We start from the raw sequence: 23,394 nt of genomic DNA, 5'->3' as shown, positions 1-23,394 counted from the left end.
GCCGTGCGCCTGATATACACTTTCCTGTTGGCCTTGAGCCTCAGTTTCGGGGCGTACGCTGCGACAGCCCCGGATGCTAAACAGATAACCCAGGAACTGGAACAGGCGAAGGCGGCAAAGCCCGCCCAGCCTGAAACCGTTGAAGTTCTGCAGTCCGCGCTGAACGCGCTTGAGGAACAAAAATCGTCCCTCGAGCGCGCCCGTCAGTATCAGGACGTTATCGACAATTTCCCCAAACTGTTTCAAAGCCTGCGCGCCCAGCTCAACAATCTGAGCGAAGAGCCGCGCCAGGTGCCAGTCGGCCTGACCGCCGATGCGCTGAACCAGGAGATCCTCCAGGTCAGCAGCCAGCTGCTGGAGTCAAGCCGTCAGGCGCAACAGGAGCAGGATCGCGCGCGTGAAATCGCCGACTCCCTGAACCAGCTGCCGCAGCAGCAAACCGACGCCCGGCGTCAGCTCAATGAGGTTGAGCGCCGCATCGGCACGCAAACCGGCAACAATGCTCTCGCCCAGGCGCAAAATCTTGCCCTGCAGGCGGAATCGGCGCGCCTGAAGGCGCTGGTGGATGAACTCGACCTCGCCCAGCTCTCCGCCAATAACCGCCAGGAGCTGTCGCGCGCCCGTTCTGAACTGGCGCAAAAGCAGAGCGAGCAGCTGGATGCCTATCTGCAGGCGCTGCGTAATCTGCAGAACAGCCAGCGCCAGCGTGAGGCGGAAAAAGCACTGGAGAGTACCGAACTGCTGGCGGAGAACAGTGAAAACCTGCCGCCGGACATCACCGCCCAGTTTAAAGTCAACCGCGAACTCTCCCAGGCGCTGAACCAGCAGGCGCAGCGTATGGATCTGGTGGCGTCCCAGCAGCGGCAGGCGACGAATCAAACGCTGCAGGTGCGCCAGGCGTTAAACACCCTGCGCGAGCAGTCGCAGTGGCTGGGCTCCTCTAATCTGCTGGGCGAAGCCCTGCGCGCCCAGGTGGCGCGGCTGCCGGAGCGTCCTCGCCCGCAGCAGCTGGATACGGAGATGGCGCAGCTGCGCGTGCAGCGTCTGCGCTTTGAGGATTTACTCAGTAAGCAGCCGCAGCTGCGGCAGATCCGCCAGGCCGACGGCGAACCGCTGACCAGCGAGCAGAACAAGATCCTGCAGGCGCAGCTGCGCACGCAGAACGAGCTGTTGAACTCGCTGCTGCGCGGCGGCGATACCCTGATGCTGGAGCTCACTAAGCTGAAGGTCGCCAACGGCCAGCTGGAAGACGCGCTGAAGGAGATCAACGAAGCCACCCACCGCTATCTGTTCTGGACTTCGGACGTCAGCCCCATCGGCTTCTCCTGGCCGCTGGAAATCGTCCAGGATCTGCGGCGCCTGATCTCCCTGGATACCATCAGCGAACTGGGTAAAGCCAGCGCGATGATGCTCACCAGCAAAGAGACCCTGCTACCGCTGTTTGCCGCCCTGCTGCTGGTTGGCTTCAGCATCAGCTCGCGGCGCCATTTCACCCGCTTCCTTGAGCGCTCCAGCGCTCGGGTGGGGAAAGTCACCCAGGATCACTTCTGGCTGACGCTGCGTACGGTCTTCTGGTCGATACTGGTGGCTTCGCCGCTGCCGGTGCTATGGATGACGCTCGGCTATGGTCTGCAGTCCGCCTGGCCATTCCCGCTGGCGGTGGCGATTGGCGATGGGGTCACCGCGACGGTGCCTCTGCTGTGGGTGGTGATGATCTGCGCCACCTTCGCCCGGCCAAACGGGCTGTTTATCGCCCACTTCGGCTGGCCGCGTAGCCGCGTGGCGAAAGCGATGCGCTACTACCTGATGAGCATCGGGCTGATTGTGCCGCTGATTATGGCGCTGATCATGTTCGATAATCTTAACGACCGCGAGTTCTCCGCTTCGCTGGGCCGCCTGTGCTTCCTGCTGATCTGCGGCGCGCTGGCGGTGGTCACTCTGAGTCTTAAGCACGCCGGTATCCCGCTCTATCTGGATAAAGAGGGGAATGGCGACAATATGGTGAACCGCCTGCTGTGGAACCTGATGCTTGGCGCGCCGCTGGTGGCCATGCTGGCGGCGGCCGTCGGCTATCTCGCCACCGCCCAGGCGCTGCTGGCGCGTCTGGAAACCTCCGTCGCCATCTGGTTCCTGCTGCTGGTGGTCTATCACATTATCCGCCGCTGGATGCTGATCCAGCGCCGCCGGCTGGCCTTCGACCGGGCCCGCCATCGTCGCGCGGAAATTCTCGCCCAGCGCGCCCGCGGCGAAGATGAGCCTGTTCACGTCAGCAGCCCGGAAGGGTCGGTGGAGACGGAGGTCAGCGAGGTCGATCTCGATGCCATCAGTACCCAGTCGCTGCGCCTTGTGCGTTCCCTGCTGATGCTGATCGCGCTGCTGTCGGTCATCGTGCTGTGGTCGGAAATTCACTCGGCGTTTGGCTTCCTTGAGAATATCTCGCTGTGGGACGTTACCTCAACGGTACAAGGAGTGGAAAGCCTCGAGCCCATCACCCTTGGCGCGGTGCTGATTGCCATTCTGGTGCTGATCATCACCACTCAGCTGGTGCGCAACCTGCCGGCGCTGCTGGAGCTGGCGATCCTCCAGCACCTCGATTTAACGCCCGGCACCGGCTACGCCATCACCACCATCACCAAGTATCTGCTGATGCTGGTCGGTGGACTGGTGGGCTTCTCGATGATCGGCATTGAGTGGTCGAAGCTGCAGTGGCTGGTCGCCGCACTGGGTGTGGGTCTCGGGTTTGGCCTGCAGGAGATCTTCGCTAACTTTATCTCCGGCCTGATTATCCTGTTTGAAAAACCGATCCGCATCGGCGATACGGTCACCATCCGCGACCTGACGGGCAGCGTCACCCGCATCAATACCCGCGCCACCACCATCAGCGACTGGGACCGGAAAGAGATTATCGTGCCGAACAAGGCGTTCATCACCGAACAGTTTATCAACTGGTCGCTGTCGGACTCGGTCACCCGCGTGGTGTTGACGGTGCCGGCTCCGGTGGACGCCGATACCGAAGAGGTGACCAAGATCCTCATCGCCGCGGCGCATCGCTGTTCGCTGGTCATCGATACCCCGGCGCCGGAGGCGTTTCTCGTCGACCTGCAGCAGGGGATCCAGATTTTCGAGCTGCGTATTTTTGCCGCCGAGATGGGGCACCGCATGCCGCTACGCCATGAGATGCATCAGCTGATCCTGGCGGGCTTCCGCGAGCATGGCATTGATATGCCGTTCCCTCCGTTCCAGATGCGGCTGGAAAGTATCGACGGCAGGCAAAGCAGTAAAACCATGACCTCGGCCGGGAAAACCAGCCGACGTACGGCTGGCAGCCTGTAGGCCATACCCTGCCCGGCGGCGGCGCCGGGCAGGCTTTCTAGCTCTCCATCACCAGCGCGCCGGACGCCAGGCGCCGACGGTAGCTTTCGTAAATTCCCCACGCCAGCAGCGAGAAGAAGATCGGCCCGCCGACCATCCACAGCGTGCTGCTCCAGTCCCCGCTGTCGATGACCGGCTGAATGATGGTGAAGATATTGGCGAAAGTCACCACCAGTAGCACCACGCCGGTCGCCAGCAGCGACGCCTGGCCTCATAAAACGAGCGCGGATAGTAGCAAGAGCACCGAAGGAGATTGTGGATATTCGGGCGAAAGCCGGGATAGCATGAGGGAGGGGGAATCAGGGCAGACCTGTCACCTCCCCCGCCCACTGGCGGCAGGAGGTGACAGCGCCATCAGGCGCGGTCGACCGTAAAGGCGATCACCTCGCCGATGCTTTCAGCGCCCAGCGCCAGCATCACCACGCGATCAACGCCCAGTGCCACGCCGGAGCAGTCCGGCAGCCCCGCCTCCAGCGCCGCCAGCAGGTTGTTATCGATGGGCTGCTGCGGGAGACCGCGCGCGGCACGCTTGCGGTTGTCCTGCTCAAAGCGCAGGCGCTGCTCATGGGCGTCGGTCAGCTCGTGGAAACCATTTGCCAGCTCAATCCCTTTGTAATAGACCTCGAAGCGCTCCGCGACCCGATGATCTTCCGGGCTGATCTGCGCTAAAGAGGCCTGAGTCGCCGGGAAATGATAAATGAACGTCGGCCGATCTTTGCCGATGTGCGGCTCCACGCCCATGGTGAACAACAGTTGCAGCAGCGTGTCGCGATCTTCTTCAGTATCGGCGATATTGCTCAGATCCAGCTTCGCCGCGACTTCGCGCAGCTGCGCTTTATCGGCAGAGAGCGGGTCAATATCCAGATGACGCTGGAACGCCTGCTGATAGGAGAGGCTTTCCGCCGGCTGGCACTCCAGCACCTGCTGCAGCAGATCGTCCACCTCGTTGATCAGGCGATACATGTCATAGCACGGACGATACCACTCCAGCATGGTGAATTCCGGATTGTGATGCCGCCCCATCTCTTCATTACGGAAGCTACGGCACAGTTGGAAGACCGGGCCACAGCCCGCCGCCAGCAGGCGCTTCATATGATATTCCGGACTGGTCATCAGGTACAGATTGAGTCCCTGTGAGTGGCCCGGGCCGACGAAACGGGTTTCAAACGGGAACAAATGGATATCCGTTACCGTCGCCTGACTCATGCAAGGCGTCTCCACCTCAAGCACGCCGCGATCGGTAAAGAAACGGCGGATTTCCGCCATCACCGCCGCGCGTTTCAACAGATTGGGAATGGGTGCGCTCGGCTGCCAGGTTGCCGTCTCGCTCATGGTACTTTCTCCGATTGCAAACAAGGGCACGAAGTCTACTCGCAACCGGCGAGTGAAACAAATTTTGTGCAATCCCCGGCAGATTACATGCCATTAATCTATCGTTAACTTAAATGCATAAATATCACTGATAAATAACCGCACATATCGATAAAAAAATCGAACACGTCAATTTTCCATACTGACCCTACGGCTATACTCCTGTACCTATAAAGGAGCAGTGATACTTTTTCGCCAGCCCGGCGGCGAAATACACTAAAACTGGAGGAATGTCGTGCACACTTTTCAAGCCGATCTCGCCGTAATTGGCGCCGGCGGGGCAGGCCTTCGCGCCGCTATCGCCGCCGCCCAGGCCAACCCCAATGCCAAAATCGCCCTGATTTCTAAAGTCTATCCGATGCGCAGCCATACGGTCGCTGCAGAAGGGGGGTCCGCAGCCGTTGCCCAGGATCACGATAGCTTTGAGTACCATTTTCATGACACCGTCGCCGGAGGCGACTGGCTGTGCGAGCAGGATGTCGTCGACTATTTCGTTCACCACTGCCCGACGGAAATGACCCAACTGGAACAGTGGGGATGCCCGTGGAGCCGCCGCCCTGACGGCAGCGTTAACGTCCGGCGCTTCGGTGGCATGAAGATCGAACGTACCTGGTTTGCCGCCGATAAAACCGGCTTCCACATGCTGCATACCCTCTTCCAGACCTCCCTTCAGTTTCCCCAAATTCAACGCTTTGATGAACATTTCGTCCTTGATCTGCTGGTCGATGACGGCCAGGCCCGCGGCCTGGTGGCGATGAATATGATGGAAGGCACGCTGGTGCAGATCCGCGCCAACGCGGTGGTGCTGGCCACCGGCGGCGCCGGACGCGTCTATCGCTACAACACCAACGGCGGCATCGTTACCGGTGACGGGATGGGTATGGCGCTGGGCCACGGCGTGCCGCTGCGCGATATGGAGTTCGTTCAGTATCACCCGACCGGTCTGCCGGGTTCCGGGATCCTGATGACCGAAGGCTGCCGCGGTGAAGGCGGGATTCTGGTCAACAAAAACGGCTATCGCTATCTGCAGGATTACGGCATGGGCCCGGAAACCCCGCTCGGCGAACCGAAGAACAAATATATGGAGCTGGGCCCGCGCGACAAAGTGTCCCAGGCCTTCTGGCACGAGTGGCGGAAAGGGAACACCATTCCCACGCCGCGCGGCGACGTGGTCTACCTCGATCTGCGCCACCTCGGCGAGAAAAAGCTGCTGGAGCGCCTGCCGTTTATCTGTGAGCTGGCGAAAGCCTACGTCGGCGTCGACCCGGTGAAAGAACCGATTCCGGTACGCCCGACCGCGCACTACACCATGGGCGGCATCGAAACCGATCAACAGTGCGAAACCCGCATCAAAGGGCTGTTTGCCGTGGGCGAATGCTCGTCCGTTGGTCTGCACGGCGCCAACCGCCTGGGCTCCAACTCGCTGGCCGAGCTGGTGGTCTTCGGCCGCCTGGCCGGGGAACAGGCCATGCGGCGCGCCGCACAAGCGGGCGAAATGAACGGCTCCGCCCTCGATGCGCAAGCTGCCGATGTGGAGCGTCGTCTGAAAGATCTCGTCAACCAGGAGGGTAACGAAAACTGGGCGAAAATCCGCGACGAAATGGGGCTCTCGATGGAGGAAGGCTGCGGCATTTACCGGACGCCAGAGCTGATGCAGAAAACTATCGACAAGCTGGCTGAGCTGCAGGAGCGCTTTAAGCGCGTGCGCATTACCGACAACTCCAGCGTATTCAACACCGATCTGCTTTACACCATTGAGCTGGGACACGGTTTAAACGTTGCCGAATGTATGGCGCACTCGGCCATCGCCCGTAAAGAATCGCGCGGTGCGCACCAGCGTCTGGATGAAGGCTGTACCGAACGCGACGACGTCAACTTCCTCAAACATACGCTCGCCTTCCGCGAGGCTGATGGCACCACCCGCCTGGAATATGGCGATGTGAAGATCACCACGCTGCCGCCGGCGAAACGTGTTTATGGCGCTGAGGCGGAAGCGGCTGAGAAGAAGGAGACCACCCATGGCTGAGATGAAAAACCTGAAAGTCGAAGTGGTGCGTTACAACCCGGAGGTCGACACGGCACCGCACAGCGCGTTCTATGACGTGCCTTATGATGAACAGACCTCGCTGTTGGACGCGCTGGGCTACATTAAAGACAACCTGGCGCCCGACCTGAGCTACCGCTGGTCCTGCCGGATGGCGATCTGCGGCTCCTGCGGCATGATGGTCAATAAGGTGCCGAAGCTGGCCTGTAAAACCTTCCTGCGGGATTACACCAAAGGTATCAAGGTTGAGGCGCTGGCCAACTTCCCGATCGAGCGCGATCTGGTGGTGGATATGACCCACTTTATCGAAAGTCTGGAGGCCATTAAGCCGTATATCATCGGTAATACCCGCACTCCGGACCAGGGACCAAACAAGCAGACGCCAGCCCAGATGGCCAAATACCATCAGTTCTCCGGTTGTATCAACTGCGGGCTGTGCTATGCCGCCTGTCCGCAGTTCGGCCTGAACCCGGAGTTTATCGGCCCGGCGGCGATCACCCTCGCCCACCGCTATAACGAAGACAGCCGCGACCACGGCAAAAAGGAGCGCATGGCGCAGCTTAACGGCCAGAACGGCGTCTGGACCTGTACTTTCGTGGGCTACTGCTCGGAAGTCTGTCCGAAGCACGTCGACCCGGCGGCCGCGATCCAGCAGGGCAAGGTGGAAAGTTCGAAAGACTTTCTTATCGCCACCCTGAAACCACGCTAAGGAGTGCATTATGACGACGAAACGCAAACCCTACGTCCGGCCGATGACCTCCACCTGGTGGAAAAAGCTGCCGTTTTATCGCTTCTACATGGTGCGGGAAGGCACGGCGGTACCGACGGTCTGGTTTAGCATTGTGCTGATTTACGGGCTGTTTGCCCTCAAGCACGGCGCCGAAAGCTGGGCGGGATATATCGGATTCCTGCAAAATCCAGTGGTGGTGATCCTCAATCTGATCACCCTGGCGGCGGCGCTGCTGCACACCAAAACCTGGTTCGAGCTGGCGCCGAAAGCCGCCAACGTCATCATCAAAGGCGAAAAAATGGGGCCAGAGCCGGTGATTAAAGGTCTCTGGGTGGTGACGGCGGTGGTCACCGTGGTGATCCTGTTTGTCGCCCTGTTCTGGTAAGGAGGCTGAGATGATTAATCCCAATCCGAAACGTTCCGATGAACCCGTTTTCTGGGGGCTGTTTGGCGCTGGCGGCATGTGGGGCGCGATTGTCGCGCCGGTGATGGTGCTGCTGGTGGGCATTTTGCTGCCGCTGGGGCTCGCCCCCGCCGACGCCTTCAGCTATGAGCGCGTGCTGGCCTTTGCCCAAAGCTTTATCGGCCGCGCGTTCATCTTTCTGATGATTGTCCTGCCGCTGTGGTGTGGGCTGCATCGTATTCACCACGCCATGCACGACCTGAAAATCCATGTGCCAAACGGCAAATGGGTCTTCTACGGTCTGGCGGCGATCCTCAGCGTCATTACTCTGGTTGGCGTACTGTTTATCTGATCCTGCAAGAGCCCGGCAGCAATTCTGCTACCGGGCTCGCTTCATAGAAAAATCTTGCCGCCTTTGCCCTGCCGGACTCTACACTTAGCTTAAAAGCCAGCAAGGAGCATACCATGCGTATCCTGCCGATAATCACCGCGGTCGCCGTCTCGTTCCTGTCTGTCGCCTGCAGCACCCCTGCCCCGCCGCCAGGCGTCACCGTGGTCACCCCCTTCGACGTTCAGCGCTATCTGGGTACCTGGTACGAAATCGCCCGCTTCGACCATCCTTTTGAAAGCGGGCTTGAAAAGGTCACGATCGCCTGGCAGCCGCGCGATGACGGCGGTCTGGACGTGGTCAATAAAGGCTATAACCCCGACCGCGGCATGTGGCAGAAAACGGACGGGGTGGCGTATTTTACCGGCGAACCCAGCCGCGCCGCGCTGAAGATCTCCTTCTTCGGCCCCTTCTATGGCAGCTATAACGTCATTGCGCTGGATAAGGAGTATCGGTACGCGCTGGTCTGCGGCCCCGACCGCGACTATCTCTGGCTACTGGCGCGAGCCCCCACCATCGCCCCGGAAGTCAGGCAGCAGATGCTGGATATTGCCACCCGGCAGGGTTTTGATATCAGCAAACTGGTCTGGGTCAATCAGCGCTACAACTAGTGCGCGCTGATCTTCAGGCCAATGATGCCGACCACGATGCAGACAAGACTGGCGATACGCATAGCGCTGGCGGATTCACCTAACAGTACGATACCGGTCACAGCGGCGCCCACGGCGCCGATCCCCGTCCAGACGGCGTAAGCGGTACCCACCGGCAGGGTTTTCATCGCCCATGAAAGCAGCGCCATGCTGACGACCATCGCGACGATGGTGATGACGCTGGGAACCAGGCGGCTAAAGCCATGGGTATATTTCAGGCCGACGGCCCACACCACTTCCAGCAGGCCAGCGATAAATAAGACTATCCAGGACATAAGGCTCCTTTGCTGGGACCGTCCCCGGATGAGAAACGCTTACGGGTCGTCCCGTAAGGTGGATGAAAAGTCGTAGTGAGTATATCCAACAGAATGGGGGAAGTGAAGAACGGTACGGCGCAAAACCGTACCGTCGAAGGCTGTTATTGCTGAGCTTTGGTTGCTGCGCCAGAGATTGCGCTGCCGCCCTCTGAAATATCCTGACCCACACCGCGCGTGGTGTTACAAGCGGTCAGTGCTGAAGAGAGGACCAAAACCGTAAAGAACGCTGCAATCGTTTTTTTCACCATAATGTCATCCTTAGTGTCAGTTTTGTTTTCATGCCCTATAAGCATAGACAAACCGTCCACAGATGAAGGGATCTTTGCGTTTTTTAAGAGAAAAGGAGTATTCGTGAAGGAAGCAGGCGCACCGGAAGGCGAGCGCGGCAGGCGAAACGGAAGGAAGTCAGCTTACAGCGCGAGAGATGGCGTGGCCCAGGCCCTGAATATCTTCACCGAAACCGCGGGCGGTATTGCAGCCAGACAGCAGTGCGCTGCTCAGAAACAGTAACGCCAGGAGTTTTACGCTGCGCTTCATGTGTCGTGCTCGTCGTGCCAGTACAGAAAGAGCGGCGCAGCACAGAGGCTGCGCCAGTCATCATGACGTGAAATTACTTCACGCGGGATACGTATTCGCCAGAGCGAGTATCCACTTTAATTACTTCGCCAATCTGGACGAACAGCGGCACTTTAACCACAGCGCCAGTAGACAGGGTCGCTGGTTTACCACCGGTACCCGCGGTGTCGCCTTTCAGACCTGGGTCGGTTTCAACGATTTCCAGCTCAACGAAGTTCGGCGGGGTGACCGCGATCGGCTGGCCGTTCCACAGGGTTACGATGCACTCAGCCTGATCCAGCAGCCATTTGGCATTGTCACCGATCGCTTTCGCGTCAGCAGACAGCTGTTCGAAGGTTTCGTTGTTCATGAAGTGCCAGAACTCACCGTCGTTATACAGGTAAGTCAGGTTCATATCGACAACGTCCGCGCCTTCTGCAGAATCAGTAGATTTGAAGGTTTTCTCAACGCGGGTGCCGGTCAGCAGACGGCGCAGCTTAACGCGCGCAAACGCCTGGCCTTTACCTGGTTTAACGAATTCGCTGGCTTCTACCGCATAAGGTTCGCCATCTAACATGATTTTAAGACCAGCACGAAAATCGTTGCTATAGTAAGTCGCCATAAGGCCCTCTGAAATTGTTTAACTGGTAGCTAAGCCACAAAATGGCGCATATTGTAACCCTAAATACCCCATCCAGAGAAGATTGGATAACGCAACTTGCCAATGTTGTGACCAGTCCTGATGAACTGCTGCGTCTTTTAAATGTAGACGCTGATGAAAAACTGCTCGCCGGACGTGAGGCCAGACGCCTGTTCCCGCTGCGCGTCCCGCGCGCGTTTATTGCCAGAATGGAGAAAGGCAACCCTGACGATCCGCTGCTTCGTCAGGTACTTACCGCCGAAGAGGAGTTTATCGTCGCCCCCGGCTACTCCACCGATCCGCTGGAAGAACAGCACAGCGTCGTGCCCGGCCTGTTGCACAAATATCGCAACCGGGCCCTGCTGTTGGTGAAAGGCGGTTGCGCAGTCAATTGCCGTTACTGCTTCCGCCGCCACTTCCCTTATGCCGAAAATCAGGGCACCAGGCGCAACTGGCAGACGGCAATGAACTATATCGCTGAGCATCCGCAGCTTGATGAAATCATCTTCTCCGGCGGCGACCCGTTGATGGCGAAGGACCATGAGCTTGACTGGTTAATGACCCAGCTGGAAGCCATTCCGCACGTTAAGCGTCTGCGTATTCACAGCCGCTTGCCGATCGTGATCCCGGCGCGCATCACCGAGACGCTGGTCAGCCGCTTCCACCGTTCGTCGCTGCAGGTGATCCTGGTTAACCACGTCAATCACGCTAATGAAATTGACGGCGAGTTTCGCGCGGCGATGGCCATGCTGCGTCAGGCGGGCGTCACGCTGCTTAACCAGAGCGTGCTGCTGCGCGGGGTGAACGATAACGCGCAAACCCTGGCCGATCTCAGCAATGCGCTGTTCAATGCCGGGGTAATGCCCTACTACCTGCACGTGCTGGACCGGGTACAAGGGGCGGCACACTTTATGGTCAGCGATGATGAAGCCCGTGAAATCATGCGTGAACTGTTGACCCTCATCTCCGGCTATATGGTGCCGAAGCTGGCGCGAGAGATCGGCGGCGAACCCAGCAAGACGCCGCTGGATTTAGGACTGAAGCAGCGTTAGCCCCCCTCCCTTGTCTGCCAGGTCGTGCTGGCAGACATCTTAATATGAATACACCGCCAGGTTGGGGCTAACATACTCGGCAATCCACTTTACCGTTACCTTCTCGATATAAACCCCAGCGGCGGCGTATTATCGATGTAACACGATCAGTACGATAACATTGATAACTATCATCACGACAATCAGCGCGATTAACCAGGTGGGAACTTTAAAGGTTATATGTAATCGTTCCGATACTTTCTCTGCCACCTTCACGCTATTTTCCCGCCTATCATTCTCCTGGATTGCTAAATTCACTGGTAGTGGAAGACTTAATTTATGGTCAATTTTCCCCGTATCATTGAAAATGACATCAGCAGTTTTACTACTGTGAAAATGCGTTAATCTTTCCCGATTCATATTCTCGCACTCTTCATCCGAGAGCGGGATAACTAAAGTATCCGGGGCGACGCTAAAGCCTTTTTGTCTGACGGTGATAATGATATCCTCAGATAGTCCGGCTTTGAGCAGCGATTTTCTCAACAAAGAGATATTTTGATAAAATGTATTTTGCGAAACTACCACACCCCGTGTTTCCCATACAGCCGCCAGAAATTCATCCCGAGAAATCACTTTGCCGCAATTCTGCAATAGCAGCAGCAAGCATCTGGCGGTAGGCGCATTGAGGCTGATGCTCTCCCCATTCCCGGCAAGCGGTCGCAGCTCATTCATATTGGCATTAAATATAATTTCCTGATTAATTATACAGCCATTAAATAATGCAATATCATCCATATCCTTGCCCCACGCAACCCTATTATCCATAACAAAAATAAATAATCCCAGCCAAACCATGGCGTGAACATTATCGCTTCAGACAGAAGCGGGGTCAGTTCACATTGAACTTCAGCTTTGAGGATACCGCATAAAAAATGACAAGCGATAGTTATCTTGTTTAAAAGCCACATTTTCAGATTAAATTTATCTAAACCTAACTCAATATCTCATTAGAAAAGGTCATTATTAAATTCACGTGTGCTTCATCAAGAATTCACAAGCATTTTTTGCACCAGACTTTTAAATTACCCCCGCTTCTCCATGGTTCGCTATGGCAAGTGATATTGTAGCGTCGTTCACAGGAGGGTAGGTTTCAGCACTATATAAGGAATGCTGGCGCTTATTTTCAATATCAATAGGAATGCATATTCCATTCCCATGATAACTGTTATCGATTCTACACAGGACTAAGTATCTATATATGGATTAATTAAATGAAAAAGACAATCGTAGCTGTAATGGTCGCTGCTTCTGCAGTTCTGAGTGCTCAGGTAATGGCAACCAACACCGCTCAGGTAACTGTACTGGGTGAAGTCTCTGATGCAGCTAACTCTTGCGTCGTGACTCCGACGGGTACCCTGAACAACGGTATCGTTCAGCTGATGACCGTGACCACTACCGAAGCGAATGCTGAAGCGGCTGGTGCTCTGTTTAAAACTCAGGACTTCGGTTTTGACGTGAAAGACTGCGCACAGGGTAGCGCCACTCCGGTTACTGCTGTAACCGTCAATGTGACCGGTGCCTCCAGCAACGCTAACATCCTGGACAACACCGCACCTGGCGGCGCTACCGGCATTGGTATCGGTATCCAGCGCGTACGTGATGCACACCGCGTAGGTTTCGACGGTTCTGACCTCATGACCGAAAGCTACACTGCAGCTGGCGGCACTCAGCTGAAGTACACCACTGGTTATGTGAAAGTGAACTCCGCGACTCCGGTTACCGAAGGTCCGGTTAAAGGTGTTGCGACCTTTACTATCGATTATACCCTCTAATTTTTCCCCGAAGGGCTCCGCTTCACGGCGGGCCCTTTTTCGCATTCAGAGAAAAACCATGTTCAGGAACTTATTAAATATCACCGCATCCTGTGCATTACTCCTCAGTAGTATTGCCCATGCTGGTATTGTGATTGAGTCCACCCGCTACCTCTATAAAGAAGGTGCGCGTGAAATCACCGCGCAAATCGAAAATAAAGATGACATCCCTTATCTGATTAAATCCTGGGTTGAAGCGCCGGCAGGGAAAACGCCCTCTTTTATGGCTACACCTCCGTTATTCCGCCTTGAGGGTAAGCAGCAGAATACCGTGCGTCTATTTTCTACCGGAAACGTCAATGCCCCGAACGACCGGGAATCCATATACTATTTTAACGTGATGGCCATCCCGCCGGCGGACGATGAGAAAGCCAACGCCAATACTATTCAACTGGCGGTCCGCCACCGCATGCGTCTGGTCTATCGTCCAAAAGCACTTTTCGACCTTTCTCCAAACATTGAAGCCAAAAAACTCGAATGGCGGAAATCAGGCACAAAACTGACGATTAAAAATCCGACACCGTTTTTCTTCTATTTCCATAGTGTTCAGATTGGTAGCAAAGAAGTGAAGCCGGAAGTCAACTCGGTCGCTCCAATGACGACCAAAGAAGTGACATTAAAAGAAAATATCAATGCCTCCAGCGTCAACTGGAAAGTAGTTAATGATTATGGCGGAGCAGGATCGCTCTATTCCTCATCGCTGTAATAAGAATTTTATTTTATCATTATAGGGATGTGTCTATGCCAAATAAGAATAATGGATTATTCAAACTATCCGCGGTCTTCCTCGCAATGCTTCCGGCATTGCTTTCTGGTTTGAATAATAAAGCGCAAGCACGTGACTTTTTCGATCCCTCATTCATTAGCTCATTGAATGGTAGCGATCCATCAACCACTCCCGACTTATCTATTTTCCAGACGCAGAACGCACAGGCGCCAGGGGATTATCGGGTAGATATCATGTTTAATGGTCGCTATCTGGATACCAGGACAATGAAGTTTGTTGCGAATAGCCGTGCCACTGGGAATAATCGAGAGCCCGCCCTGGTGCCCTGTTTGAGCCTGAAAACATTGGCAGAGTATGGCGTACGGGTTAAAGCCTTTCCCGAACTGGTCGAGGATAAAAACGGCTGCGCCAATCTTTCAGTCATCCCGGATACCAAAGCGGATTTCGACTTTACCGTCCAGCGCTTGAATATATCCATTCCGCAGGCGGCACTATCTACCACCGCGCAGGGATATATTCCACCGGATCAGTTTGATGACGGCATCAACGCCCTGCTGGTGAACTATCAGTTCAGCGGCTCAAACGACATGCAGGCCAATGACGAATACTACAGCCTGAACCTGCAGTCTGGCCTCAACGTTGGCCCATGGCGTATCCGTAACCTCAGCACCTGGAATAAAAACAACGGCGATGCGGGTGATTGGGACTCAGCCTATCTCTACATGCAGCGCAGCATTCGTCCCATCAACAGTAACCTGGTGATGGGCGAGAGCTCGTCACTCTCAGGCATCTTTGACAGTGTACCGTTTACCGGTATTCAACTGGCCACCGATACATCAATGTTGCCGGAAAGTATGCGCGGCTATGCGCCGATTATCCGTGGTATCGCCAAAACCAACGCCCGTGTCTTCATTAAACAAAACGGCTACCAGGTATACCAGACCTACGTGGCGCCTGGCGCGTTTGAAATCACCGATATGTACCCGAGCGGCGGTAGCGGCGACCTTTACGTCACCGTGGAAGAGTCCGACGGTTCTAAGCAGGAGTTCGTCGTACCGTTCGCTACGCTGCCGGTGATGGTCCGTGAAGATCAGCTGGAATATGAAATTACGTCTGGTAAATATCGTCCTTACGACGGCGGGGTCGATGAAACGCCCTTTACGCAAGCTACCGCGACCTACGGTGTCTCCAGCAGCCTGACGCTTTATGGCGGGGTGCAGGCCGCATCGCGCTATCAGGCGCTGTCAACAGGCCTCGGCTATAACCTCGGCGAGCTTGGCGCCGCCTCGGCAGACGTCACCCAGGCCTGGTCAAAAATGAAAGACGACGAAAAGACCTCTGGGCAGTCATGGCGTGTCCGTTACGGGAAAAATATTATCGAAACCGGTACAAACGTGACTATCGCTGGCTACCGCTATTCCACCCGCGGATTTAATACCCTCTCTGAAGTGTTAGATAGCTATTCTAATGATGGCAAGTATACTCCTCGCTCGCTGCGCAACCGCACCAATCTGACGCTGAATCAAAGCCTGGGTAAAGGCCTCGGCAGTCTGTCTATCAGTGGATTGATTGAAGATTACTGGGACGATAAGCGCACCAACAAGTCGATCAGCGTGGGGTACAACGGTGGCTTCCGCAATGTAAACTATTACCTCGGGTACAGCTATAACCGCTATACCTGGAGCGGGAATAACTCCGGGAAAGACGCCCAGGACGATCAGCGTATCTCGCTGACCGTCACGCTGCCGCTGAGCAACTGGCTACCGGGCACCTATACCAGTTATCAGTTAACCAACAGTAATCCGGGGTCTACCGATCAGTCCGTTTCCATCGGCGGCGTCGGACTGGATAACGATAGCCTGGACTGGAGTCTTCAGCAGGGGTACAGCAACCGGGAATATTACAGCGGCGATATGCGCGCGACCTATAACGGCGCCCGCGGCAGCGTCAATGCCGGTTACAGCTACGATCGCGGTAGCGAGCGTATAGACTATGGCGCCAACGGCAGCATTGTCGCTCATGCCGATGGGGTCACGCTTGGTCAGGACATCACCGATGCCGCCGTACTGGTTAAGGCCCCAGGTTTGGATAACGTCAAGCTGGCCAACGATAACACCATCACCACCGACTATCGTGGTTACGCCATCGTACCTTATGTCACGCCTTATCGTCGCACCGATATCACCCTCGATAGTACTTCGCTTGGCGAAGATATGGAGCTTCCGGAAACCACGCAGAGCGTCGTTCCGACACGCGGCGCCATCGTGCGGGCCAATTATGCCGGTAATATCGGCCAGCGCGCATTTGTCCATCTGAAAACGGCCAGCGGCCAGGACGTACCTTATGGTGCGATGGTGTTACTCGCCGGGAGCAGCCAGGCACAGCCAGGCATCGTCAGCGACGCCGGGATGGTCTATATGTCCGGCCTGCAGCAAACCGGAATACTTAACGTGCAATGGGGCAAAAGCGCGGCGCAGCAGTGCAATGCTTCCTTTACTTTACCGGCCAGGGAAGGCAAAGCGGCTGGCATCAGTCAAATCGAAACAATTTGTCGCTAATATTGACCAAGGACAATAAAGAATGAGAAAAACACTGATTTTTCTATCTATATTATTATGTTGTTGTGAAGCAGCTGCCAAATGCGATTATGATGGTTCCGATGGGCAAGCAGTATTTAACTTAAGTCCTAAAATCGCAACGGATCCAACAATACCCGTTGGTACAGTTTTGTATACCAAAAAAGTTGGTACCGGACACTATAAAACCTTTGAATGCAGCAAGATAATGGGTGATCAGTATATCATTACCTCATCCGCACCCGAGGTCTCTGGTGTCACGGGTATAATGGGAAAACCGGTCTATGAAACGGGGATTGATGGTATTGGTTTTCAGTTTTCAGATATTCTGGACAGCAAGCATGGTTCAATTAAACCCGCAGTGGCACAATCTACGATTGTGCCAATTTTAAAGTCGAATGATGACTACAGATTTATGACAGTATGGTTAATAAAAACAAAACCTGTCATTGATACATCCGGCGTCAGTACCAATCCGGTATTTAAATTCTCAGCGGGTAACTTAAGCACCAACCCCAGGGCGTCAGATCGTCTGTTAATGACTGCGTCTCTGAAATTCAAGAGTATTTCTTATAAGGCGACCTCCTGTGATATTTCTGTGTCTGGACCGAGCCAAATCACCTTAAATACAATTGAAAAAAATACATTAATGTCAATCCCTCGGGGTGGCACAACCCCATCACAGAAAACTATCACAATGGACGTTTCATGCCCAGCGGGTTCAATTGGTAATAAACTTTACTATTGGTTTAACCCAGTTAGTGGCACCAGTCCTGCGGGGAATGGCATCATCGATAATCTGCTAACAGGAGGCGGAGCAGCAAGCAACGTTGGCATTATCTTCAAAAAAGACAATAGTCCCGTTATATTTTATGACGCAGAGACCTACAGTATTGCCAGCGCTCAAGCATCGCAAAAAATTAACTTTACCGCCGATTATTACCGAATGAGCGACAACAGCGCTGAAGTCTCGGCCGGGCATGTAAAAGCGATACTTGAGGTAGTAGTTCAGGAAGAATAAAGAGAACCATAATCTCATAAAAGGTGGATAATGATATCCACCTTTTTTTATTTTTCCATACATAATCAAAAGCATTATGATATATACGGATGAAAGTAATGCACTACATTTGAGTCACGTCCATAATAATAGCTTAATTTAACTTGCTAAAATTAATATTGCTTTGTGAATCTATAAAATAATTAGATTAGATTAGATTCAGAATGAATCTGAAATTTCATCAACAATTCACATTAAGTTGAGTTGATTCATACTACAGCAACGACTATCTTCTCTGCGGACCAACTTCCGGTCTGGAATGAACATATAATTTTAATTTTAGTTAAAGGACTAATCATGCATCAATTAACTGTATTTGAAATGGAAGAGATTTCTGGCGGCGCGCTGACTGATACTCTTACCGATATTATGACCTGGGCTGCTAAAGAAGTAGGCGCCATCGCTCTGGGCGCCTCTCTGGGGGCGATTTTTGGTACAGGTTACGCTGGACGTTGGGGCGGCGTAAGCGGCGGTATCTTTGGTATCGGCTCGATTGGCCAGGGTGTAGGAATGATTGCCGGGGTTATTCTCGGTGGCGTCTGCTTTGGTATTGCTGCGGGTATCGTTGGCTGGGATATGACGCTGCATTATGCAACAGGTGTAATGGATGCCGTTTATGATGGCACATTAAACTTCTGGAGCAATTAATTTACGCCTCAGCTGTTTGCTCAACGTTTTGTTGACATTCTTTACTAAGTAAATAGGGCCTGAAATATCGGGCCTTTTCATTTCATTATGTAAGTGATAATTATGTTAAGAAAAATCTATCGCAAGGAAGCGATCGAATACAAAAAGCATCACTGGAAAGGAAAGGCTTTGCTGCTAGCAGGGCTTCCAGCATGGCTTATTGCATTACTTTCTTTTGCCTTTTTAGCCATTCTAATAACCACCACAATATTTTGTACCTTTACCCAACGCATTGATGTTCGTGGGGAAGTTATTACTTTACCTCATTCTGTCAATGTTTATGCGCCACAGCAAGGGTTTGTTATTTCCCAATATGCAAAAGTCGGTGACCTTGTCGCCAAAGGACAGTCTTTATATGAAATTGACATCTCCCGAAATACAACAACAGGCAACGTCAGTACGGCGCAAATAGAAGTCATTAATGAAAAGATTGCGAACGCTGAAGATATCATCACCAAACTTTCTCATAATAAAGAAGAAACTCGCTTATCTTTAGATAAACAGCTAAAAACCATCAATGATTCGTTAAAAGAAACTAACCGCATGCTGGTTAATGCGCAGACTGGTTTAAAGAAAATGCATGATAATCTTTCCAGTTACGATAAATATCTTCGTGATGGCCTTATCACCAAAGATCAGTATAACTATCAGCATTCATTATACTTTCAACAACAGAGTACCTATCAGTCTTTGGTCAGTCAGAAAATGCAACTGGAATCCCAGGTAACCCAGTTAAATAGCGATAAAATCACAAAAACGGCAGATTTTGACAACCAAATATCATCTCAGGAAAACCAGATTAATGATTACAAAAACCAGTTGGTTGAATCAAATGCCAATGGTAATGTCATTATTAAAGCAACCACAGAAGGACGCATTGAATCGCTGGCTGTAACAAAAGGACAAATGGTCGACAAAGGCAGCAGTTTAGCGCAAATCAAACCCACTGGTGATATAGAATATTATCTTATTTTATGGTTACCTAATAATAGCATACCTTACGTCAAACCGGGTGATGTCATTAACATCCGCTATGATGCTTTCCCATCCGATAAATTTGGGCAATTCCCGGGGAAAATACTTTCAATATCTTCGGTCCCGACATCCCGACAGGAACTGTCTGAATACACTAATGTTAATAATGGAACGAACCAGCAGGAACTGGCACTCTATAAAACCATTGTCAAAATTGAAAACAAAACCTTTAATTACAATGGTAAAACGCTTTCGCTTTCGAATGGACTGAAGGCTCAAGCCGTTGTATTTCTCGAAGAGCGCCCACTTTATATGTGGATGTTTACCCCTGTGTATAAGATAACTCAAAGCATTACTGGGCCAATCCATGACTAACGAATTGTTCAAAACCATTGTTGCAAAACTAAATTTTTCTCTGGTTAACAAAACGCCTGTTATTCTACAGTCAGAATCATCGGAATGTGGAGTTGCCTGTCTGGCGATGGTCTGTGGTTATTATGGGTTAAATATCGATTTATTTAATTTTCGTCAACGATTCGGTAGCCCCTCACAGGGCTCCTCACTGCTGTCTCTAAGCAAAACAGCCGAGCAGGCTGGTTTAAAAAACCGTGCGCTAGCGCTCGACCTCGATGAAATAAAACAGCTTAAGCTTCCCTGCATCATCCACTGGGGAATGAACCACTATGTAGTCCTTACAAAAGTAAAGAAAAACGGATTTGTGATTCACGATCCCGCGCTGGGTAAACGAATCATTGGCATCAGTGAGATGTCAAATAATTTTACCGGCGTTGCGCTTGAACTCTGGCCTGACCATAACTTCCAACAAGAGGAGGCGAAATCCCGTTTACGACTCCTGGATTTAATGCATAAAATTGTTGGTTTAAAATCGGCGCTGATTAAGATCTTTGCTTTCTCTGTTGTGGTAGAAGCGATTGGCCTCCTGTTGCCTATTGGTACACAGTTAGTAACTGACCATGTCATTATGGCGCACGATGAAAGTTTACTCTCTGTTATTTGTATTGGTTTAATATTTTTTACGCTATTCCGCACGTTTATTAGCATGCTCCGAGCATGGACGTCGTTAACGTTGAATACATTGACAAACATTCAATGGAAAACAACGCTATTCGATCACTTGGCAAGTTTGCCATTATCTTTTTTCGAGAAAAGACACTTAGGTGATATCCAGTCTCGTTTCTCGTCTCTGGATACCATTCGTTCAATTTTTACCAACAGTATCGTCACTGGCATCATCGATTCGATAATGACGATCGGTTTGTTAGTCATGCTGACATTATATGGCGGCTGGTTAGTCTGGGTCGTCATTGGCTTTACCGTCTGCTATGCGATTATGCGCTTCGCTACCTATAGTTTTTATCGGCGCGTAACGGAAGAGCAGGTCGTTAAAGGGGCGCGTGCTAACTCTCACTTTATGGAATCACTTTATGGCATTTCCACGATCAAAGCATTAAATTTAAAAGAACGTCGCTCGCAGCATTGGCTGAATCTTAACGTTGATGCCAGTAACGCAGGTATTAAGCAAACTCGCTTTGATATGATGTTTGGTGGGATTAATACCTTTATCACCTCTATCGATCAGGTGGTGGTACTGTGGTTGGGTGCCATTATGGTAATTGATAATGAGATGACGCTCGGTATGTTTATGGCATTTAATGCTTATCGAGGCCAGTTTTCTCAACGTGCATCGAATCTCATTGATTTGGTGATGCAGCTTCGTATGCTCTCGCTTCATAATGAACGTCTATCTGAAATCGCCTTTAGCGAACCGGAAAAAGAACTTCCATCCCGACGTGTGTTTACAGCAAACACCGGCGTGAAACTTGAAGTCAGGAACCTGAGTTATCAATACGATCCTTTTTCACAACCTATTTTTACCAATCTGAATATAACGGTTGCCCCAGGCGAGTCTGTCGCGCTAATTGGCCCATCTGGCGTTGGCAAAACCACGCTGTTGAAAGTCATGTGCGGTTTGCTTTCACCTGACTCCGGCGAAATACTGGCGGATAATCTGGAGATTCAAAAAATTGGTTTAAATAACTATCGTCTCGGTATCGCCTGCGTACTTCAGGAGGATCGTCTCTTTTCAGGTTCACTTATCGATAATATCAGTGGTTTTGATGATAACCCCGATTTGGAATTCGTAATGGAATGTGCCAAACATTGCAACATCCATGATGAAATCATGAAGATGGCGATGGGATACGAAACCATTGTCGGCGAACTGGGGCTGGGCATTTCCGGCGGTCAAAAGCAGCGTATCCTGATCGCTCGTGCTTTGTACCGTAAACCGAGTATTCTGTTTATGGATGAGGCAACTAGTCACCTGGATCTCAGAAATGAGTCGGTCATCAATCAGTCGATTTCAGCGTTAAGTATCACCCGAATTATTGTCGCGCACCGGCCATCAACCATTGCATCAGCCGATCGCGTTATTGACCTCTCACAATCGAAGTCGATGGCTACCGCTTAATAAAGGAGAAGATTATGCAAGGAACGTTTATTGGTTTTAATACTGCAGGAATTACTTTTGAAGAGCGTTTCCTGGCGCTGTTACTTAAGGTCAAGAAAGCGAATGATACCTGTGAGATTTTCTATCTTCAGGCACCCGTATTATCCGACCTGCTTCTGATATTGCAAAGTAGAATGGCCTTAATTTTTCAGCGACTTGAAAATAAAGGCGAGGCTTACAAAGATGAGATTATCGCTTATAACGAAACACTCGTAACCCATATCCCCACGGTAGAAATGGCTGAAATACAACAGCCTTCTCCTGAGCGGCGTATAATGTCTATTACGCTTAAACCTGGCGAAACGCAGTCAACGCTGATCCTGGTATTTCAGGATGAGCAAATTAAGACGTTAACTATTGATGACCGACAGGTTGAAGCCCTGATAATCGGTATTCAACAGGCATTAAAAACAGTCGGCGATCAGGAACTTATCCAGTATTTAAGTTCAAATATGGATTTTTTAATGTGCTACAGCGTCGACTTAACTACTCAGCCGAATATTGATTACCAGCAGTATCCCCAGGAAGAATGGAAGCTAAACCTGTTTTCCCATTATCTGGGCGTGCTCTATTGCTGCGAGACGGACGAAGGCAAGAAAATTGTCTCCGGAGCGGTGGTAAAAACCAGTGCGCCACATTTATCTGAAATGGAAAACAGCGTGGTAGTACGCCTTATTGAGAAAAGCCCCAAGCTTAAGGCGATGCACACGGCGCTGGCGCCATGCCAAATCTTCAGTACCATTATTCCTTCCCAGCCAGGAAGAATGCTCAGCCTGGAAGAGTGTCTGCGTCCCCTGCATGCCTTCTATCTGGAGAAGAAAGCGGAGCTTAACGCCTGACCCTCTTCTACCGGTCACGCCTCTCTCTACGCTCGCAGAGAGAGGCATCGCGCATCAGTTCGGGCACTTATATACCTGGCCGTTCATCTCGCTGTCGGTGGGCACAAAGCTCGACAACAGATTTTGCGTCGGGCTGCTGACGCCATAAATCACGTTGCCGCCCATGGCTGCCGCCTGGTTACGCAGGGCGTTAGCCGCACCGCGCATGGAGCCACCCTCATCGCCATTCTGGCCGGAGAGCCAGTTACTCTGTTTACCCGTCGCGGTCCCTAACAGCTGACACTCTGCGCCCGGCTTCTCCTGTACAAAACGCACATTCTGGCCGGCAGAGGTTAATTCATTGCTGGAACTGCAACCTGCTAACAGTAAGGCTGCGCCGGCAATCCCTGCTAAATATTTTACCTGCATGTTATTCCCCATGATCGATGAGCTGGACGCACTGGCCCGGATGTAAACCTGTCATCCTTCAAACTGCGTCGGCATGAGCCGCTTTCATTCCTTACCCGGTCGCGCTTGTCAGTCGCTTCCGATACGAAGGTGCTTGCCGCTCTGATACAGCTTAAATGATTTTATGTATAAGCCTTATACTAAAAAGCGCACCAAAAGAAAAACCCCCAGCCATTGCTGG

22 protein-coding genes and 1 pseudogene are annotated in these 23,394 nt (G+C 52.4%); 15 read left to right on the top strand and 8 right to left on the bottom strand.

The genetic code is table 11. The annotated features are described in order from the left end of the window. The first annotated feature begins 3 nt into the window (after positions 1-3). On the top strand, positions 4-3,333 hold the full coding sequence (gene mscM, locus ACQUTI_RS21210; RefSeq protein ID WP_023319553.1) for a miniconductance mechanosensitive channel MscM: 3,330 nt from the start codon (positions 4-6) through the stop codon (positions 3,331-3,333). A gap of 37 nt (positions 3,334-3,370) precedes the next feature. Here mscM and ACQUTI_RS21205 read toward each other — a convergent pair. Together ACQUTI_RS21205 and epmA are read right to left on the bottom strand one after the other, a co-directional pair. Then, positions 3,371-3,577 (bottom strand): annotated as a pseudogene (locus tag ACQUTI_RS21205) (glutamate/gamma-aminobutyrate family transporter YjeM); the annotation flags it as partial. Between the two features lie 149 nt (positions 3,578-3,726). Then, positions 3,727-4,704, bottom strand: coding sequence for an elongation factor P--(R)-beta-lysine ligase (gene epmA, locus ACQUTI_RS21200; RefSeq protein ID WP_004206428.1), 978 nt, complete (start codon positions 4,702-4,704; stop codon positions 3,727-3,729). Between the two features lie 274 nt (positions 4,705-4,978). Between epmA and frdA the strand changes: the two genes are divergently transcribed. The 5 genes from frdA (at position 4,979) to ACQUTI_RS21175 (ending at position 8,919) form a co-directional block, all read left to right on the top strand. Then, entirely contained in the window at positions 4,979-6,769 is a 1,791-nt protein-coding gene (gene frdA, locus ACQUTI_RS21195) for a fumarate reductase (quinol) flavoprotein subunit (RefSeq protein WP_017900930.1), read from the top strand. Then, positions 6,762-7,496: a fumarate reductase iron-sulfur protein gene (gene frdB / locus ACQUTI_RS21190; RefSeq protein ID WP_122542102.1), complete on the top strand. Its 735-nt coding sequence runs from the start codon at positions 6,762-6,764 to the stop codon at positions 7,494-7,496. The genes frdA and frdB overlap by 8 nt, the downstream gene beginning before the upstream one ends. 10 nt (positions 7,497-7,506) lie before the next feature. Continuing rightward, positions 7,507-7,902, top strand: coding sequence for a fumarate reductase subunit FrdC (frdC, locus tag ACQUTI_RS21185; RefSeq protein WP_002885530.1), 396 nt, complete (start codon positions 7,507-7,509; stop codon positions 7,900-7,902). 10 nt (positions 7,903-7,912) lie between these two features. Then, positions 7,913-8,272, top strand: a complete 360-nt coding sequence (gene frdD, locus ACQUTI_RS21180) for a fumarate reductase subunit FrdD (RefSeq protein WP_002885526.1) — start codon at positions 7,913-7,915, stop codon at positions 8,270-8,272. 113 nt (positions 8,273-8,385) lie between these two features. Beyond that, positions 8,386-8,919: a lipocalin family protein gene (locus tag ACQUTI_RS21175; RefSeq protein ID WP_004206426.1), complete on the top strand. Its 534-nt coding sequence runs from the start codon at positions 8,386-8,388 to the stop codon at positions 8,917-8,919. On the opposite strand, the gene sugE is transcribed toward ACQUTI_RS21175, so the two are convergent. The 4 genes from sugE to efp form a co-directional block, all read right to left on the bottom strand. Beyond that, positions 8,916-9,233, bottom strand: coding sequence for a quaternary ammonium compound efflux SMR transporter SugE (sugE, locus tag ACQUTI_RS21170; RefSeq protein ID WP_004206425.1), 318 nt, complete (start codon positions 9,231-9,233; stop codon positions 8,916-8,918). The two genes, ACQUTI_RS21175 and sugE, sit on opposite strands and share 4 nt — an antisense overlap. A gap of 143 nt (positions 9,234-9,376) precedes the next feature. Beyond that, positions 9,377-9,523, bottom strand: a complete 147-nt coding sequence (ecnB, locus tag ACQUTI_RS21165) for a lipoprotein toxin entericidin B (protein ID WP_004206423.1) — start codon at positions 9,521-9,523, stop codon at positions 9,377-9,379. A 157-nt stretch (positions 9,524-9,680) separates the two neighbouring features. Beyond that, positions 9,681-9,812 carry an entericidin A/B family lipoprotein gene (locus ACQUTI_RS21160; protein WP_004206422.1) on the bottom strand — a complete coding sequence of 44 codons (132 nt, stop codon included), beginning with the start codon at positions 9,810-9,812 and terminating at the stop codon, positions 9,681-9,683. 73 nt (positions 9,813-9,885) lie between these two features. Then, positions 9,886-10,452 (bottom strand): elongation factor P, encoded by a 567-nt coding sequence (efp, locus tag ACQUTI_RS21155; protein WP_004206421.1) that lies wholly within the window; start codon positions 10,450-10,452, stop codon positions 9,886-9,888. Between the two features lie 41 nt (positions 10,453-10,493). On the opposite strand from efp, the gene epmB reads away from it, so the two are divergent. Next, positions 10,494-11,522, top strand: a complete 1,029-nt coding sequence (gene epmB, locus ACQUTI_RS21150; RefSeq protein ID WP_053810858.1) for an EF-P beta-lysylation protein EpmB — start codon at positions 10,494-10,496, stop codon at positions 11,520-11,522. Between the two features lie 129 nt (positions 11,523-11,651). Here epmB and ACQUTI_RS21145 read toward each other — a convergent pair whose 3' ends face one another. Continuing rightward, positions 11,652-12,296 carry a winged helix-turn-helix domain-containing protein gene (locus tag ACQUTI_RS21145; protein WP_044525214.1) on the bottom strand — a complete coding sequence of 215 codons (645 nt, stop codon included), beginning with the start codon at positions 12,294-12,296 and terminating at the stop codon, positions 11,652-11,654. A 476-nt stretch (positions 12,297-12,772) separates the two neighbouring features. Between ACQUTI_RS21145 and ACQUTI_RS21140 the strand changes: the two genes are divergently transcribed. The 8 genes from ACQUTI_RS21140 to yjeJ all read left to right on the top strand — a co-directional run bounded on the left by ACQUTI_RS21140 (position 12,773) and on the right by yjeJ (position 22,766). Continuing rightward, positions 12,773-13,333 (top strand): fimbrial protein, encoded by a 561-nt coding sequence (locus tag ACQUTI_RS21140; protein WP_004206418.1) that lies wholly within the window; start codon positions 12,773-12,775, stop codon positions 13,331-13,333. A 58-nt stretch (positions 13,334-13,391) separates the two neighbouring features. Then, positions 13,392-14,078 carry a fimbrial biogenesis chaperone gene (locus ACQUTI_RS21135; RefSeq protein ID WP_004206417.1) on the top strand — a complete coding sequence of 229 codons (687 nt, stop codon included), beginning with the start codon at positions 13,392-13,394 and terminating at the stop codon, positions 14,076-14,078. Between the two features lie 35 nt (positions 14,079-14,113). Next, positions 14,114-16,657 (top strand): fimbria/pilus outer membrane usher protein, encoded by a 2,544-nt coding sequence (locus ACQUTI_RS21130; RefSeq protein ID WP_122542104.1) that lies wholly within the window; start codon positions 14,114-14,116, stop codon positions 16,655-16,657. Positions 16,658-16,679: 22 nt separating this feature from the next. Next, complete coding sequence (locus tag ACQUTI_RS21125) at positions 16,680-17,696, top strand: fimbrial protein (RefSeq protein ID WP_043519272.1); 1,017 nt, start codon at positions 16,680-16,682, stop codon at positions 17,694-17,696. Between the two features lie 336 nt (positions 17,697-18,032). Beyond that, on the top strand, positions 18,033-18,383 hold the full coding sequence (locus ACQUTI_RS21120) for a hypothetical protein (protein ID WP_043519271.1): 351 nt from the start codon (positions 18,033-18,035) through the stop codon (positions 18,381-18,383). A 102-nt stretch (positions 18,384-18,485) separates the two neighbouring features. After that, positions 18,486-19,772: an HlyD family secretion protein gene (locus tag ACQUTI_RS21115; RefSeq protein ID WP_023291696.1), complete on the top strand. Its 1,287-nt coding sequence runs from the start codon at positions 18,486-18,488 to the stop codon at positions 19,770-19,772. Next, positions 19,765-21,888, top strand: coding sequence for a peptidase domain-containing ABC transporter (locus ACQUTI_RS21110; protein WP_044525176.1), 2,124 nt, complete (start codon positions 19,765-19,767; stop codon positions 21,886-21,888). Before ACQUTI_RS21115 ends, ACQUTI_RS21110 begins: the two co-directional genes overlap by 8 nt. A gap of 14 nt (positions 21,889-21,902) precedes the next feature. Continuing rightward, the gene (yjeJ, locus tag ACQUTI_RS21105) at positions 21,903-22,766 is read left to right on the top strand and encodes a YjeJ family protein (protein WP_044525175.1); all 864 of its coding nucleotides are present in this window, start codon (positions 21,903-21,905) and stop codon (positions 22,764-22,766) included. 54 nt (positions 22,767-22,820) lie between these two features. Here the strand turns inward: yjeJ and ACQUTI_RS21100 are convergent, their stop codons facing one another. After that, on the bottom strand, positions 22,821-23,174 hold the full coding sequence (locus ACQUTI_RS21100) for a DUF4156 domain-containing protein (protein ID WP_004206410.1): 354 nt from the start codon (positions 23,172-23,174) through the stop codon (positions 22,821-22,823). Positions 23,175-23,394: the final 220 nt, after the last annotated feature.

Source organism: Klebsiella sp. 7-CIP_Kleb., from assembly GCF_050378655.1.
Taxonomy (GTDB): Bacteria; Pseudomonadota; Gammaproteobacteria; order Enterobacterales; family Enterobacteriaceae; genus Klebsiella; species Klebsiella quasipneumoniae.
Note: the sequence above shows the minus strand (reverse complement) of the source record. Positions and strands in the feature narration are given on the sequence as shown.